Here is a 14,858-nt window from a genome sequence, read left to right as displayed (position 1 = left end):
ATGATTTCATCTTTAAAAGCTTATGATAAAAAATACCAACAAGGTTATGGAATAGTGTATCCAGATGGCCATATAATAAGATTTTATGAAAGAATTTTAAAATATAAACTAAATAAAACTAGTGGAAATATGCTAGATTTTGGCTGTGGCAATGGTACTCATTGTGCTTATTTTAAGAGCAAGGGTTTTAAACCTTTTGGTATAGATATAATACCAAGCATAAAAGAAAACTGGAAAAGGTTATCATTAGGGGGGGGGGGATTACATATCATAGAACCAAATTCTAGCTTTAAACATCTTTTTCAAGAAAAAATGGATTTAATTTTTGCTAATCAAAGTTTATATTATATACCATCTAAACAATTGCAAAATACTATAAATGATTTTTATGATTTATCCAATGATGGTGCAATTTTCTTTGCAAGTATGATGAGTACTAAAAATGGTTATTATAAGCATTCTATAAAACAAGAAAATACCGATTTAAGAAAGGTTGTTTTAAATGCTAGATTAAAGGAAGAAAGTTATATAAATTTTATAGAAAAAGCACAAGATATGATAGCTTTATTTAAACCATTTAAAACTTTATATTTAGGAGAGTATGATCCCATAAATATATTTGATTTTGAAGATGAAGGAAGCGCTCATCATTTTATATATATTGGCATAAAGGAGTAAAATGCAAAAAACCATAATCATAGCTGAAGCTGGAGTTAATCATAATGGTGATATAAATATCGCAAAAAAACTTATTGAAGTAGCTAGTGAGGCTGGTGCTGATTATGTGAAATTTCAAAGCTTTATAGCTGGTGATTGTGTAAGTAAGAATGCAAAAAAAGCAGAGTATCAACTTCAAACTACTGATGAAAATCAAAATCAGCTTGATATGATTAAAAAACTAGAACTTTCTAAGCAAGATCATGAAATTTTAATAAAGCATTGTAAAAAATGTAATATTAAATTTCTTTCTACTGCTTTTGACTTAGAAAGCATTGATTTGCTTGTAGAGCTTGGTGTGGAGATTTTTAAAATACCAAGCGGAGAAATAACCAATCTTCCTTATCTAAAAAAAATTGCTAGTTTAAATAAAAATATTATTTTATCAACTGGAATGGCTACTTTAGGCGAGATTGAAAAAACTTTAGAAATTTTAATACAAAATGGCACCCAAAGAGATAAGATTATCATTTTGCATTGTAATACCGAGTATCCTACACCTTTTGAAGATGTAAATTTAAAAGCTATGCTAACTTTAAAAAATGCTTTTCATCTACCCATAGGATATTCTGATCATACTTTAGGTATAACTATACCTATAGCAGCTGTGGCTATGGGAGCTTGTGTGATAGAAAAGCATTTTACTTTAGATAAGACCATGCAAGGTCCTGATCATCAAGCTTCTTTAGAGCCTGATGAGTTAAAAGCTATGATTAGGAGCATAAGAGAATTAGAACAAGCCTTGGGAGATGGCATAAAAAAACCAAGTCAAAGTGAAAGTAAAAACAAAATTATAGCTAGAAAATCCCTTGTAGCTAAAAAAGTTATAAAAAAGGGTGAATACTTTAGTGAAGAAAATCTTACTACAAAGCGTCCAGGAAATGGAATTTGTGCTATGAAGTATGATAAATATTTAGGTAAAATTGCTAGTAGAGATTATGTTGAAGATGAGTTAATTGATGAGTAGAAAAATTTGTGTTATTAGTGGCACTAGGGCTGAATGGTATTTGTTAAGAAATTTGTGTAAGCATATTGAACAAGATGATGAATTAACTTTACAACTTATTATCACAGCAGCTCATTTAAGTAAAGATTTTGGTTTTACTTATCAGGAAATAGAAAAAGAATTTAATATCAATAAAAAAATTCCAATTTTACTTAATAGCAATGATGGGATAGGTATTTGTAAAAGTATGGGACTTTTGCAAATTTCACTTTGTGAAGCTTTTGAAGAATTAAAACCTGATATTGTGGTGATATTAGGCGATAGATATGAAATGCTTTCTTGTGCTAGCACTTGTTTGATGATGCAAATTCCTTTAGCGCATATTTGCGGTGGCGAGCTTACTTTAGGGGCTATTGATGATAGTATTAGGCATGCTATTAGTAAAATGGCGCATTTGCATTTTGTTAGTACTCAAACTTACGCAAATAGAATTTTGCAACTTGGAGAAAGTAAAGATAGGGTTTTTAATGTGGGTTCTTTGGGTGGAGAAATCATTAAAAATATGAAATTTTTAAGTAAAGATGAGTTGCAAAAAGAATTAAATATGGAATTTAATGAAAATGTGTATTTGATAACTTATCATCCTCAAACCATACAAAAATCAAGCATTAAAAAAGAAATACAATTGCTACTTGAGTTTTTAGATAGTTTGGAAAATTCTACTTTAGTTTTTACTAAAGCAAATGCAGATGAAAATGGTTTATATATAAATGAACTTTTAAGTATATATTGTATGAAAAATTCACATAAAGCAAAATTATTTAATAATTTGGGCTCTAAAAAATATTTAAGCTTAATGAAAATAGCAAATATGCTTATAGGAAATAGTTCCAGCGGGATTTGTGAAAGCCCTTTTTTAAAAATACCTTGTATAAATATAGGCAATAGACAAGAAGGAAGGATTTTTGCTGATAATATTATAAATTGTGATATTGTAAATTTAAAAGAGGCATTTTTATATGCTAAAACTGAAGAATATCAAGAAAAATTAAAAAACTTTATTAATCCTTTTGAATATAAAAATACAAGTTTATTAATAAAAAATATTTTAAAAAATATTTCATTAAAAGATATTTTATATAAAAAATTTGTGGATATACAATGAGTATAGAAAGACTAAAACTTACTAAAAATGCAAGCATACAAGAGGCTTTAAAAGTTATAGGTAATGAGCGTGTTAGAATAGCCTTGGTGGTAGAAAATAATAAATTCTTGGGTGTAATTAGTGATTCTAATATTAGAAGAGCTTTATTAAGTGGTGGAAACCTTAGTGATAGTATAGAGGCTATTTATACTAAAAATTCATTAACTATAAAAGAAAGCACAAGCAAGGAAGAGCTTTTAAAATTAGCTAGTCAAACTGATATTTATGATTTTCCTGTTTTAAACGATAAAAATGAAGTCATAGCTATAAAATCCATTGCTTCAATTCTCAAAGAAAAAAGCTTTGAAAACGAAGTGGTGTTGATGGTAGGAGGTCTTGGAAGTAGATTAGGTGAGCTTACTAAGAATACCCCAAAACCTATGTTAAAAGTAGGCAAAAAGCCTATACTTGAAAATATTGTTTTAAATTTCAAAAAACAAGGTTTTAAAAAATTTATTTTTTGTGTAAATTACAAAAAAGAAGTTATTTGTGATTATTTTCAAAATGGTAAGAACCTTGGCATTGAAATTTCTTACATTAAAGAAAAACAAAAACTTGGCACAGCTGGGGCTTTATCTTTAATAAAAGATATGAAAGATTCGTTTGTTGTGATGAATGGAGATATTCTAACTAAACTTGATTTTGAACAACTTATCAAAGAGCATAAAAAAAGTAAAGCGATGATGAGCGTTGTACTTAGAGAATTTGAATTTCAAATTCCTTATGGTGTTGTAAAAATTTCTAATAATATTATAAAAGATATAAAAGAAAAACCTGTGCAAAATTTTTTAGTTAGCGCGGGAATTTATGTATTAGAACCACAAGTTTTAAAATATATTGAAAAAAATGCATATTTGGATATGCCTAATTTAATCAAACTATTATTAGATAAAAAGTTAAAAATAAATTCTTATGTATTGCAAGATTATTGGATTGATATAGGAAGACTTGAAGAGTATGAAAAGGCGGTTGTAGATTTTCAATGAAAGCTTTAATCATAGGATTTGGAAGTATAGGTAAAAAGCATTTTTTAGCCTTAAAAGAGCTTGGATATGAAGTTGATATAGTTTCTAAAACTTATAAGCAAAGAAATTTTTTTCATATAAGTGAAGTAAATTTAAAAGAATATGATTTATTTATCATAGCAAATATAACAACAGAGCATTTTAAAACTTTAAAATTCATAGATGAAAATGTAAAAGATAAAATCATTTTGGTTGAAAAACCCTTATTTGAAAAATATAAAAAATTCATACCTAGTCTCAATAATCAAATTTACATAGCTTATCTTTTAAGGTTTAATCCCTTGGTGAAAGATTTAAAAAGCATAGTGCAAAATGATCAAGATATTTATTTTGCCAAATTTGTTTGTTCTTCATATTTGCCAAATTGGAGAAATTGTGATTATAGACAAAATTATAGTGCTAAAAAAGAATTAGGTGGAGGGGTTTTGCTAGATTTATCTCATGAGATTGATTTAACTTTTTATTTTTTTAATCATTTAAAACTTTTGTATAGTCAAAATTTAAAAATTTCAGAGCTTAAAATAAATAGTGATGATTTTGCTTTTTTAGCTTTAAAAGCTAAGAAAAAGTTAATTCATATAAGACTTGATTATTTTTCTAAATTTATTAAACGAGAAATTGTATTTTGCTCTAAAGAAAAATCTTACAAAGCTGATTTGATTTTAAATCAATTATTTATTTTTGATAAAAATGGTTTAACGGAAGAAAAAAAATACGAAAATGATACAATCAATACTTTAAAAAATATGCACAAAGCAATTTTAAAAAAAGATGAAAATTTATGCACTTTAAATGAAGCTTTTAAAGTATTGAAATTATGCGATAAGGTTAAAAATGGATAATATTTTATGCACTATTTGTGCAAGAGGTGGAAGTAAAGGCGTCAAAAATAAAAATATAAGAAAAATTAATGATTTAGAATTAATTGCTTATAGTATAATCCAAGCTAAAAATTCCAAACTTTTTGAACATATAGTAATTAGTACAGATAGTGATGAAATTGCTAAAGTTGCTTTAAAGTATGGCGGAGAGGTTTTTTTTAAAAGAGATAAAGAGTTATCATCTGATAATGCGGCAAAATTACCAGCAATACGAGATTGTTTGTTAAAAAGTGAAAAATACTACAATAAAGAATTTAAAACCATAATAGATCTTGATGCTTCTGCACCTTTGCGAAATAGTAAAGATATTTGTAAAGCCTATGAGCTTTTTAAACAAGAAAAAAAGTCCAATCTAATCACAGCTACTCCTGCAAGACGCAATCCTTATTTTAATCTTATAGAAATTTATGACAATGAAATAAGCACAAGTAAAAAAGGAAATTTCACTACGCGTCAAAGTAGTCCAAAATGTTATGATATGAATGCTAGTATTTATATATTTGAGAAAAATAGACTTTTAAATAGCGATAGTGTTTTTGGTTCTGATACAAGTTTATATGTAATGGATGAAAAAACAGCCTTTGATATAGATAGTGAGCTTGATTTTGAAATAGTAGAATTTTTAATCAAAAAGGCTAATTTAAAACAGGAAGATTTTTAATGATTAAAGATAAAGTAATATTTATAATAGGAGCATGTGGTCGCATAGGGAGTGCTTTAAGCAAAGCGTGTTTAGAGCATAATGGAAAAATTATTATTGCAGATATTAATGAGGAGGGATTATTTCGCTTAGCATTAAAATTAAACAATAAAGAACGCATTTTAAGCAAAAAAATCGACATAAATGATCAAAAAGCAATTGAGAATTGCTTAAAAGAAGCTGTTTTAAAATTTGGAAAAATTGATGCTTTTGTTAATTGTGCTTATCCTTGCAGTAAAGACTGGGGTAAGATTGAATATTATGAGGCAAGTTATGAGCAAATTTGTGAGAGTTTGAATTTACATTTGGCTAGTTTTATTTTTATAGCTAATATAATGGTAAAATTTTTTAAAAAGCAAGGTTTTGGAAATATCATCAATCTTAGTTCAATTATGGGTGTATATGCACCTAAATTTGAAAATTATAAAGGAACTTCCATGCAAAGTTCTTTAGAATATAGTGTTATAAAAGCGGGTATTAACCATCTTGGCGTTTGGCTTGCCAAGGAGCTTTTTAATACAAATATAAGAGTAAATAGCGTAGCCTTTGGTGGTATAAAAGACAATCAGCCTCAAGTTTTTTTAGATGCTTATAGAAAGTGTTGTGCCTCTAAAGGTATGCTAGATGCTAATGATGTGTGTGGAACTTTGTTGTTTTTAATGTCTGATTATTCTAAATTTATAACAGGACAAACTATAATAGTAGATGATGGATGGGGGCTTTGATGAGTATTTTAGAAAATAACATTAATGCATTGTTCGATTATAATTTAAAAGAACAATTAAAAAAAGTAAATCAAGCTTATCAAATAGTGCAAGGTGATGACAATTTAGATATAAATATCATAGACGGGGGGGGGGATAGGCTTTATGATAAGCCACTAGAAGAATTAAATAAAACATTAAATTTATACAATGATAAGTATCTTTTATATCCTATTTTATTTTTTTATGGTTTTGGAAATGGAATTTTATATAAAGCTCTTTTGCAAAATAAAAACCATAAATTGATATTAGTTTTTGAATCTGATATAAGACTTATTTATACTATATTTAGCATTCTAGATTTCTCCAAAGAGTTAAAAGAAGGTAGATTGTTACTAATCAACCCAAAAAAAATAACCAAATATGATTTAAAAGTTTTGTGTTCTAATAATTATATATTTAACTTTTTAAGGACTTATTTTTTAGAAATACATTGTAATTATTATGATGGCAGGTATCAGGAAGAAATTTTAAAACTGAATTCTTTAATACAAGAAGTGATTAAAGAAAGTATATTTTCTCATGGAAATTCTCCTGTAGATTATTTACAAGGCATTGAGCATTTTATTTGCAATATACCAAAGATGGTGTGTAATTTAAGCTATAAAGAATTATTAAATAAAAGAAAAAATTTAAGCGATACAGCTATCATAGTCTCAACAGGACCTAGCTTAACCAAGCAACTTACACTTTTAAAACAATACCAAAGCAAAGCTAGTATATTTTGTGCTGATAGTGCTTATCCTATACTTGCAAAAGCAAATATCAAACCTGATTATGTTTTTTCGCTTGAGAGAACCGATTTTACAAGTGAATTTTTTAATCACGACTTTGGTGAATTTGATAAAGATATTTTATTTATTGTAAAATCTGTAGTTCATCCAAATACTATTAAATATTTAGAAAATAAACAGACTATAGGGAGTAGGATATGTGTAGTTTCTAATCCTTCTAATTTTATTGTTAATGTAAAGCTTAATCATTTTGGATATTTTGGAATGGGAGCTAGTGTAGCTCATATGGCATATACTTTAGCTTTTAATTTAGGTCATAAAAACATTATACTAATAGGACAAGATTTAGCTTATAATGATATTGGGGAATCACATCCTAAAGATTATCAACATACATCAAGATATGAAAGTGATTTATATAATTATGAGGATACTTTAGCTTATGGTGGAAATAGTTTAGTAAAAACACATTGCATTTGGCTTTGGTTTAAAAGTATATTAGAAGATTTAATATCTAAAAATCATATTTCTATTACTTATAATTGCACGGAAGGAGGAGTAAGAATTAATGGAACTATAGAAGAACCTTTTGCAAGGGTATGTGAAAAATTACTAAAAAAAGATTTAGATAAATCTTTTCCTAAGCTTTCAAATTTAAGTATAAATAAACAAAATGAGTTATTATTAAAAGCATATTATAGAATAAATAAAGATATACAAAATTGTGAAAAATTAAGTAAAGATTTTAATTACGAACTCAAATCAATATCAAATGATATCAATTTGATAAAACATGAAAATAATAAAAAATTATTAGAAAGTATTATGCATAAAATAAACATGATTAAAATAAAAGTAGAAAGTTTATTAATGTATAGTTTATGTGAGGTGCTTAATCCTTTAATCAGACAATTTGAATTAAATTTAGCAAGAATCTATGTGTTAAATCCAAAAACACCAGAAGATAGCCATAATAAATCAATGTTATGGATAAAAGAACATTTAAATTGGATACAACTTATTATAGCTCATATAGATTCTCAAAAAGAAGTTTTACAAAAAAGCATAGTATTAACAAAAGATGAACTTATAAAAAGAGGGTTTATAAATTTAATAGAAAAAATTGAACAAAGAATTTTGAAAGGTTTATAATTTTTTAATTTTAAATAATTTTTTTGATATAATTTTGCGTTTTTTGGGGGGGGGGGGATTAGATGAAAGAAGCTGTTGTCGTAGCTGGTAATGGTCCTAGTATTGAAGAAATTGATTATTCTTTATTACCATTAGATTATGATGTATTTAGATGTAATCATTTTTATTTGGAAGAAAAGTATTATTTAGGAAGAAAAATAAAAGCTAGTTTTTTTATCATTAGAGAATTTTTTGAACAATATTATATGATGCAAAAACTTATACAAAATGGTGATTATGAATGTGAAAATATAGTGTGTAAGATGTATAATTTTCAAGATAGGAAAGAAAAAATATTTAGAGAAAATTTTAAATATTTTTTCCCTTTGGCTACTAATGGATATGATGTTTATTTTTCAAAATTAACAGAGCTTAGTGCCATTATAGATTTTGATGTTTGTTACAATTTTGCTCGGGCAGAAATGCTTACTGGGACTTATGCGATTTGTTGTGCTGTAGCATGTGGATATAAGAAAATTTATATAGCAGGAATGGATTTTTACGAACAAGGAAATTCACATTTTTATAGCACATATAAGTATGATTTAAAAAGTAGCAATATTCATCATAAAAATAAAGATATTGAAATCATAAGATTCTTGCAAAAAAAGTATAATGTTAAAATTTACTCTATATGCCCAAGAAGTCCTATTAATGAGTTTATTTCTTTGGCAAAAGATATAAATAATAATACATATAATCCCATGGCTAAACCGCAAGAAGCTATTAAAACTAAATTATTTCCAAGTGAAAAAGCTATAAAAAGGTATAAAAAAATGTATTTATTATCTAATAGCTTTGTAAAATTTGTATATGATGTTTTAAAAACACCAAGTGTTATAAAAAAATATTTTTCCAAAAAATATTCAAGATAATTTAAAATTAAGAATTCTATTTTTTAATCCCAAAGTTTCTATTTTTAAAATTTCAAGTAGTTTTTCATTAAATTCTTTATGATTAAAATTACTTGAAATCCTTTTTATAAGTTTAAAACCTATTTTTTTATCTTTATAATTTTGAAGTAAAATTTCTTTATTTTTGTTTTCATATCTACCATTTTCATTAAATTCATAACGATAAATACATTCTTTTGACACAAAAAAACTCTCGCTTAACATAAAATTTATATAGTTAAAAAGCACATCTTCTCCATAGCAAAGTTTTTCTTTAAAGTTAATGTATTCAAAACTTTTTAAAATCAAATCTTTTTTATATATTTTTGCCCAAACACTCCAGCAAAAATGCTTTTGCTCAAGTAAAAATTCTAAAAATTCCTCTTTTTTAAAAAGCTCATCTTGCTTAAACCTATAAAATTTTTTTAATTTAACTCTATGAACATAAGCATCAAACACTACTATATCCGCATTTTTGATTTTTTCAAATCCAAGTTTGTAGGTATTTAACTCTAAATAATCATCAGGATCTAAAAACATTATAAAATCTGACTTTGCATTTAATACACCTATATTTCTACTAGCAAAGGTCCCTAAATTCTCTTGATTATGAATAATTTTTATTCTTTTATCTTTACTAGCATATTCTTTTGCTATATCTATGCTTTTATCATTTCCACAATCATCTACTACAATGATTTCTATATCTTTAAAGCTTTGATTTATACAACTATCTAATGCTCTAGCTATATATTTTTCTACATTATGAGTTGGGAGTATGATGGAAATTTGACTCATATTAGCTCTTTAAGTAAAGTGATGATATAATTATAGCTTTTATTTTTTAAGGAAAATTATGAATATTTTTATCAATCTTCCTACATGGCTTGGTGATGCGGTGATGGCTAGTTCGGCTATTTATGCTATCAAAGAAAAATATCCTAAAGCTAAATTTACTTTTTATGGTTCTTTTGTGAGTACAGAGCTTTTTAAGCGTTTTGAAAATACTCAAATTTTAGTAGAACATAAAAAGCAAAGATACAAACAAATTTTAAAAGCCAGAAAAAGCTTTGGCAAATTTGATTTAGCTTTTTCATTTCGTTCAGCATTTTCAAGTAAGATCATTTTAAATCTAATCAAAGCAAAAAAAAGATTTTATTTTGATAAAAATATTCTAAAAGAAGAACACCAAGTTTTAAAATACTTAAATTTCATAGAAAAAGCCTTAAATTTTAAAGCCACTTCAAATTCTTTAAAACTTCCTATAAAAGAAAAATCAACTCAAAAAATTTTAGGTATAAATCCAGGTGCGCATTTTGGAAGTGCGAAAAGATGGGAAGCAAATTATTTTGCAAGGGTAGCAAAAGAATTTAGCTCCACACACCAAATTTTAATCTTTGGAGTAGAGAGTGAGAGAGAAATTTGTGATGAAATTGAGCATTTTCTTTTAAAAGAAGGCATAAAAGCAAAAAATCTTTGTGGTAAAACTAGCATTTATACTTTATGTAAAAATATTTCTATGCTTGATTTACTCATCACAAACGATAGTGGTCCTATGCATATAGGTGCAGTTTATGGGGTGAAAACAGTGGCTATTTTTGGCTCGACTAAATTCAGTCAAACATCACCTTGGCAAGAAAATGCCAAAATAGCTCATTTAAATTTAGCTTGTATGCCTTGTATGCAAAAGGTTTGTCCTTTAAAACACCACAAATGTATGAAAGATTTAAAACCTGAATTAGTGATAAATCTAGCAAAAAATCTTTTAGGAGTATAAATGGTTTTTAGTTCTTATGAATTTATATTTATATTTTTACCCGTAACTTTAATTATATTTTATATGCTTAAAAAATTTAATCATATTCAAAGTGCAAAATTATTTTTAGTCTTGGCAAGTTTGTTTTTTTATGCTTTTTGGAAAGTTGAATATGTCTTGATTTTATTGCTTTCTATGGGTGTAAATTTTTATCTTGCAAATTTAATTTTACTCAATAAAAAAAAAAGGGGGGGGGTAAAGCTATTATTTTATAGTGGGTTAATTTTTAATTTAGCCTTGCTTGCTTTTTTTAAATACACTGATTTTTTATTAGAAAATTTCAATGTATTATTTCAAATAGTCCAACTAGATTTTAATATTCCTTTGCCACATATATTACTACCTTTAGCTATATCTTTTTTTACTTTTCAACAAATTGCTTTTTTAGTAGATTGTTATAAAAGAACAAATATAGAAGGTTTAAAAAGTGAAAATTCATATAAAATAAATATTTTAGATTATGCTTTGTTTATAACATTTTTTCCTCAACTTATAGCAGGTCCAATAGTTCATCATAAAGAAATGATGCCTCAATTTAAAAGCATGCTTTGGAATAATTCTACTTTTATTAACTGGGAAAATATAGCTAAAGGATTATTTATATTTTCCATGGGTTTATTTAAGAAAGTATATATTGCTGATTCTTTTGCACTTTGGGCTAATGCAGGGTTTAAGATAGTTGAAAATGGTGATGCTTTAAATATTTTTGAAGCTTGGGCACTTATACTTTTCAACTTTATTTTGATTTTAGTGGATATTGTGATATGGCTATAGGTATAGCTTTATTTTTTAGTATAAAACTTCCTATTAATTTTTAATTCTCCTTATAAAGCATTAAATATAAGTGATTTTTGGAGAAGATGGCATATAACATTAGGCAAATTTTTAAAAGATTATTTATATATACCTTTAGGTGGTAATAGGGTTGCTAGGATTATAAATTTAAGAAATCTTTTTATAGTAGCTTTTGTAAGTGGAGTATGGCATGGAGCTGGATGGGGTTTTGTGATATGGGGAGTGTTGCATGGACTAGCTATGATGCTTCATAGAATATATACATTTATAATTTCAAATGCTGAATTTAAAGAAAATATTATTTATAAAATATTTGCATGGTTTGTAACTTTTAATTTTATTAATCTTGCGTGGATATTTTTTAGAAGTGAGAATATCCAAGGAGCTATAAATTTATTAAAGGCTATGTTTGGTATAACTTGGATAAAGTTGCCTATAAAATGGCATATAATGAAAGAATCTTTAGCACAAATTAGTGGTAGCAATGAAACCTTGCTTTATATTTTCATTTGTATTATTTTATGTGTTGGATTTAAAAATAGCATAGAAAAACTTGAAAATTTTAAGCCTAGCTATAAAAATTCTTTATTAATTATGTTTCTTTTATATATAGCTTTAATAACTTTGGGTGTAGTTCCTTATACTGAATTTATTTATTTTAATTTCTAAGGATAAAAATGTTTAAATCTTATAAAAAATTTGTAATTTATTCTTTAGTAATACCCTTACCATTTATATTATCTTTAGGTATTTTGCTTTATGTTTATGATCCATTGCAACTTTACCATGAACCTTGGTTTAGAAAAAAAACATATTACAACGATGTAATTATCGGTGCTAGGGGGATAATAGATCATAATGAATTTGATTCTGTGATTTTAGGTACTTCAATGCTTCAAAATACTTCATCCTCTGAAGCATCTTCTAAGCTCGGAGGAAAATTTATCAATAGGTGGAAGCACTCTTGATCAAAGAAAAATTATTTTAGATTATATATTAAGAAAAAGAGATATTAAGCATTTGATAATATCTTTAGATGAATTTGCTATTATGAGCATAGAAAATCATGATACTAAAAATTTTGATTTTTTATATGATGATAATTATTGTGATGATTTAAAATTTTATCTTAATAGAAAATTTATTTTATGTGCGTTGAGTTTTTCCAGTGGTAAAAAATGTGTCGGAAGTGATACTGAGTTGGAAAATTTGCCAAAGTGGATTAAAAGTCCAATTGCTCAAAAACAATTTGGAGGAATTGAAAATTGGGTTAAAAATATAGAAGAAGGTGTCCGAAAGGATATTAAAAAAATTATGCAATTATACAATGGAAACTATATACATGGTTATTCGAGTATAGATTTTAATATTTTAAAAAATCATATTGATATTTACATACTAGACTATGTTAAAATGTATCCAAAAATTCAATTTTCTTTAATTTTACCAACTTATTCTAGAATTTATCACAAGATGGCACAGGTTGATTTTCAATATTACTAACAATGGACCGAGTTGATAAAATATATTATTCAAAAATCAAAAACATTTGAAAATGTTAAAATTTATGGGTTTGATGATTTGGACTATGCTGATAATATAGCAAACTACAAAGATTTAAATCATTATAACATAGATATGAATTCAATGCAACTTGATGCTATTAAAAACCAAACCAATATTTTAACGCCTGAAAATATGGATGAGTATTTTAAAATTATGGTAGAAAAAATCAAAAATTATGATTTAAATCCTTTAATTAAGCAAATAAATACAAGTGGTGTTTTAAATAAATAAGAGTTATTATGAATTTTTATATCAAAACCCCTTGCAAAAGCTCGATAAATGTGCTAAACTTTAAAAATCATTATTTTAATCAAGGAGCTTTTTATGACTAAAGCAGATTTTATTTCTCAAGTTGCTCAAACTTCAGGGCTAACTAAAAAAGATGCTACTGCAGCTACTGATGCAGTAATCGCTACTATTACTGAAGTATTAGCTAAAGGTGATAGCATTAGTTTCATCGGTTTTGGTACATTTTCTGTGGCTGAAAGAGCTGCTAGAGAAGCTAGAGTGCCAAGTACTGGTGCTAAAATCAAAATTCCTGCTACTAAAGTTGCTAAATTTAAAGTAGGTAAAAACCTTAAAGATGCAGTTGCTGCTGCTAAAACTGCTAAAAAAGCTAAAAAATAATTCTTTACGCAAAAGTTAGATACTTTTGCGTTTTTTTCCATAAATAAATATTAGTTTTCTTTTGATATTATTTTAAAAATATTAAAGGAAAAGTATGTCAATTTTTAATAGTATCTTAGACTGCATAGGCAATACTCCAATAATTTCTTTAAAAGAATTTGCACCAAATCTTTATGGTAAATGTGAATACTTAAATCCTAGTCATTCTATAAAAGATAGAGCTGCTATGGAAATGATTAAGCAAGCATTAAGTAGTGGTAAAATCAACCAAGAAACAACTATCGTAGAAGCTACAAGCGGAAATACCGGTATAGCTTTGGCTATGATATGTGCTAGTTTAAAATTAAAGCTTATCATTGCTATGCCTGAATCTATGAGTATAGAGCGTAGAAAAATGATGAGTTTTTTTGGAGCAAAACTAGAACTTACACAAGCTAGTAAGGGTATGCAAGGAGCTTTAGATAGAGCTAATGAGCTTTTGAGTGAAATTCCAAATTCTTTTATGGTAAGTCAGTTTGAAAATATTAATAACAAAAATGCACATAAAAAAAATACCGCTTTAGAACTTATAAAAGATTTACCTGATCTTGACATTTTTATAGCAGGTTTTGGTACAGGTGGGACTATTAGTGGGGTGGGAGAAATTTTAAAAGAACACAATCCTAATGTTAAAATTATTGCTATAGAACCAGCTACATCTGCACTTTTGAGCCAAAATTTTACTTCAAGTCATAAAATTCAAGGCATAGGTGCTAATTTTATTCCTAAAATTTTAAATCAAGAAATTATAGATGAAATAGCTTGTGTAAGTAATGAAGATGCTATAAACACAGCTTTAGAGCTTGGTAGAAATGGTATCATGGTAGGAATTTCAAGTGGTGCAAATGTATATATAGCAAAAAAAATTGCTCTAGAAAATCCAAATAAAAAAGTTTTAACTATGCTAAATGATACAGCAGAAAGATATTTATCTACAGATTTATTTATAAATTTATAAAA

Annotated in this window: 16 protein-coding genes and 1 pseudogene; 16 read left to right on the top strand and 1 reads right to left on the bottom strand. The window is 26.5% G+C overall.

Going from position 1 to position 14,858, the window contains the following annotated elements; all coding sequences use genetic code 11:
- The 9 genes from CARM_RS06430 (at position 1) to CARM_RS06390 (ending at position 9,037) form a co-directional block, all read left to right on the top strand.
- Positions 1 to 678: a class I SAM-dependent methyltransferase gene (locus tag CARM_RS06430; RefSeq protein WP_176301014.1), complete on the top strand. Its 678-nt coding sequence runs from the start codon at positions 1 to 3 to the stop codon at positions 676 to 678.
- Position 679: 1 nt separating this feature from the next.
- Positions 680 to 1,684 (top strand): N-acetylneuraminate synthase, encoded by a 1,005-nt coding sequence (gene neuB / locus CARM_RS06425; RefSeq protein ID WP_139425618.1) that lies wholly within the window; start codon positions 680 to 682, stop codon positions 1,682 to 1,684.
- Positions 1,674 to 2,828 (top strand): UDP-N-acetylglucosamine 2-epimerase, encoded by a 1,155-nt coding sequence (gene neuC, locus CARM_RS06420; RefSeq protein WP_139425620.1) that lies wholly within the window; start codon positions 1,674 to 1,676, stop codon positions 2,826 to 2,828. The genes neuB and neuC overlap by 11 nt, the downstream gene beginning before the upstream one ends.
- Positions 2,825 to 3,853, top strand: a complete 1,029-nt coding sequence (locus CARM_RS06415) for a nucleotidyltransferase family protein (protein ID WP_139425622.1) — start codon at positions 2,825 to 2,827, stop codon at positions 3,851 to 3,853. The genes neuC and CARM_RS06415 overlap by 4 nt, the downstream gene beginning before the upstream one ends.
- Complete coding sequence (locus CARM_RS06410) at positions 3,850 to 4,734, top strand: Gfo/Idh/MocA family oxidoreductase (RefSeq protein WP_139425624.1); 885 nt, start codon at positions 3,850 to 3,852, stop codon at positions 4,732 to 4,734. The genes CARM_RS06415 and CARM_RS06410 overlap by 4 nt, the downstream gene beginning before the upstream one ends.
- On the top strand, positions 4,727 to 5,434 hold the full coding sequence (locus CARM_RS06405; RefSeq protein ID WP_139425626.1) for an acylneuraminate cytidylyltransferase family protein: 708 nt from the start codon (positions 4,727 to 4,729) through the stop codon (positions 5,432 to 5,434). Before CARM_RS06410 ends, CARM_RS06405 begins: the two co-directional genes overlap by 8 nt.
- A complete protein-coding gene (ptmA, locus tag CARM_RS06400; protein WP_139425628.1) occupies positions 5,434 to 6,198 on the top strand; it encodes a flagellin modification protein PtmA in 765 nt (254 codons plus the stop codon). Before CARM_RS06405 ends, ptmA begins: the two co-directional genes overlap by 1 nt.
- Positions 6,198 to 8,123 carry a motility associated factor glycosyltransferase family protein gene (locus CARM_RS06395; RefSeq protein ID WP_236633240.1) on the top strand — a complete coding sequence of 642 codons (1,926 nt, stop codon included), beginning with the start codon at positions 6,198 to 6,200 and terminating at the stop codon, positions 8,121 to 8,123. The genes ptmA and CARM_RS06395 overlap by 1 nt, the downstream gene beginning before the upstream one ends.
- A 62-nt stretch (positions 8,124 to 8,185) precedes the next feature.
- Positions 8,186 to 9,037: an alpha-2,3-sialyltransferase gene (locus CARM_RS06390; protein ID WP_139425632.1), complete on the top strand. Its 852-nt coding sequence runs from the start codon at positions 8,186 to 8,188 to the stop codon at positions 9,035 to 9,037.
- Here CARM_RS06390 and CARM_RS06385 read toward each other — a convergent pair.
- Positions 9,029 to 9,853 carry a glycosyltransferase family 2 protein gene (locus CARM_RS06385; protein WP_139425634.1) on the bottom strand — a complete coding sequence of 275 codons (825 nt, stop codon included), beginning with the start codon at positions 9,851 to 9,853 and terminating at the stop codon, positions 9,029 to 9,031. The genes CARM_RS06390 and CARM_RS06385 overlap by 9 nt on opposite strands.
- A gap of 58 nt (positions 9,854 to 9,911) precedes the next feature.
- Between CARM_RS06385 and waaF the strand changes: the two genes are divergently transcribed.
- From waaF to cysK, 7 genes and pseudogenes are all read left to right on the top strand, one after another.
- Positions 9,912 to 10,832, top strand: coding sequence for a lipopolysaccharide heptosyltransferase II (waaF, locus tag CARM_RS06380; RefSeq protein ID WP_139425636.1), 921 nt, complete (start codon positions 9,912 to 9,914; stop codon positions 10,830 to 10,832).
- Positions 10,833 to 12,335: pseudogene (locus CARM_RS06375) on the top strand (MBOAT family O-acyltransferase).
- 8 nt (positions 12,336 to 12,343) lie between these two features.
- Complete coding sequence (locus CARM_RS06370; protein WP_139425638.1) at positions 12,344 to 12,634, top strand: hypothetical protein; 291 nt, start codon at positions 12,344 to 12,346, stop codon at positions 12,632 to 12,634.
- 52 nt (positions 12,635 to 12,686) lie between these two features.
- Positions 12,687 to 13,169, top strand: coding sequence for a hypothetical protein (locus tag CARM_RS06365; protein ID WP_139425640.1), 483 nt, complete (start codon positions 12,687 to 12,689; stop codon positions 13,167 to 13,169).
- Between the two features lie 12 nt (positions 13,170 to 13,181).
- Positions 13,182 to 13,463, top strand: coding sequence for a hypothetical protein (locus CARM_RS06360; RefSeq protein WP_139425642.1), 282 nt, complete (start codon positions 13,182 to 13,184; stop codon positions 13,461 to 13,463).
- 93 nt (positions 13,464 to 13,556) lie between these two features.
- Entirely contained in the window at positions 13,557 to 13,859 is a 303-nt protein-coding gene (locus tag CARM_RS06355; RefSeq protein WP_139425644.1) for an HU family DNA-binding protein, read from the top strand.
- 94 nt (positions 13,860 to 13,953) lie between these two features.
- The gene (gene cysK / locus CARM_RS06350; protein WP_139425646.1) at positions 13,954 to 14,856 is read left to right on the top strand and encodes a cysteine synthase A; all 903 of its coding nucleotides are present in this window, start codon (positions 13,954 to 13,956) and stop codon (positions 14,854 to 14,856) included.
- Positions 14,857 to 14,858: the final 2 nt, after the last annotated feature.

This window comes from Campylobacter armoricus (assembly GCF_013372105.1).
Taxonomy (GTDB): domain Bacteria; phylum Campylobacterota; class Campylobacteria; order Campylobacterales; family Campylobacteraceae; genus Campylobacter_D; species Campylobacter_D armoricus.
This window is presented reverse-complemented; position numbering and strand designations above follow the sequence as displayed.

Excerpts from the sequence above, each read along its gene's own strand:
- CARM_RS06430 (WP_176301014.1), top strand. The coding sequence starts at position 1 with ATGATTTCATCTTTAAAAGCTTATGATAAAAAATACCAACAAGGTTAT.
- neuB (WP_139425618.1), top strand. The coding sequence starts at position 680 with ATGCAAAAAACCATAATCATAGCTGAAGCTGGAGTTAATCATAATGGT.
- CARM_RS06415 (WP_139425622.1), top strand. The coding sequence starts at position 2,825 with ATGAGTATAGAAAGACTAAAACTTACTAAAAATGCAAGCATACAAGAG.
- CARM_RS06410 (WP_139425624.1), top strand. The coding sequence starts at position 3,850 with ATGAAAGCTTTAATCATAGGATTTGGAAGTATAGGTAAAAAGCATTTT.
- CARM_RS06405 (WP_139425626.1), top strand. The coding sequence starts at position 4,727 with ATGGATAATATTTTATGCACTATTTGTGCAAGAGGTGGAAGTAAAGGC.
- ptmA (WP_139425628.1), top strand. The coding sequence starts at position 5,434 with ATGATTAAAGATAAAGTAATATTTATAATAGGAGCATGTGGTCGCATA.
- CARM_RS06395 (WP_236633240.1), top strand. The coding sequence starts at position 6,198 with ATGAGTATTTTAGAAAATAACATTAATGCATTGTTCGATTATAATTTA.
- CARM_RS06390 (WP_139425632.1), top strand. The coding sequence starts at position 8,186 with ATGAAAGAAGCTGTTGTCGTAGCTGGTAATGGTCCTAGTATTGAAGAA.
- CARM_RS06385 (WP_139425634.1), bottom strand. The coding sequence starts at position 9,853 with ATGAGTCAAATTTCCATCATACTCCCAACTCATAATGTAGAAAAATAT.
- waaF (WP_139425636.1), top strand. The coding sequence starts at position 9,912 with ATGAATATTTTTATCAATCTTCCTACATGGCTTGGTGATGCGGTGATG.
- CARM_RS06370 (WP_139425638.1), top strand. The coding sequence starts at position 12,344 with ATGTTTAAATCTTATAAAAAATTTGTAATTTATTCTTTAGTAATACCC.
- CARM_RS06355 (WP_139425644.1), top strand. The coding sequence starts at position 13,557 with ATGACTAAAGCAGATTTTATTTCTCAAGTTGCTCAAACTTCAGGGCTA.
- cysK (WP_139425646.1), top strand. The coding sequence starts at position 13,954 with ATGTCAATTTTTAATAGTATCTTAGACTGCATAGGCAATACTCCAATA.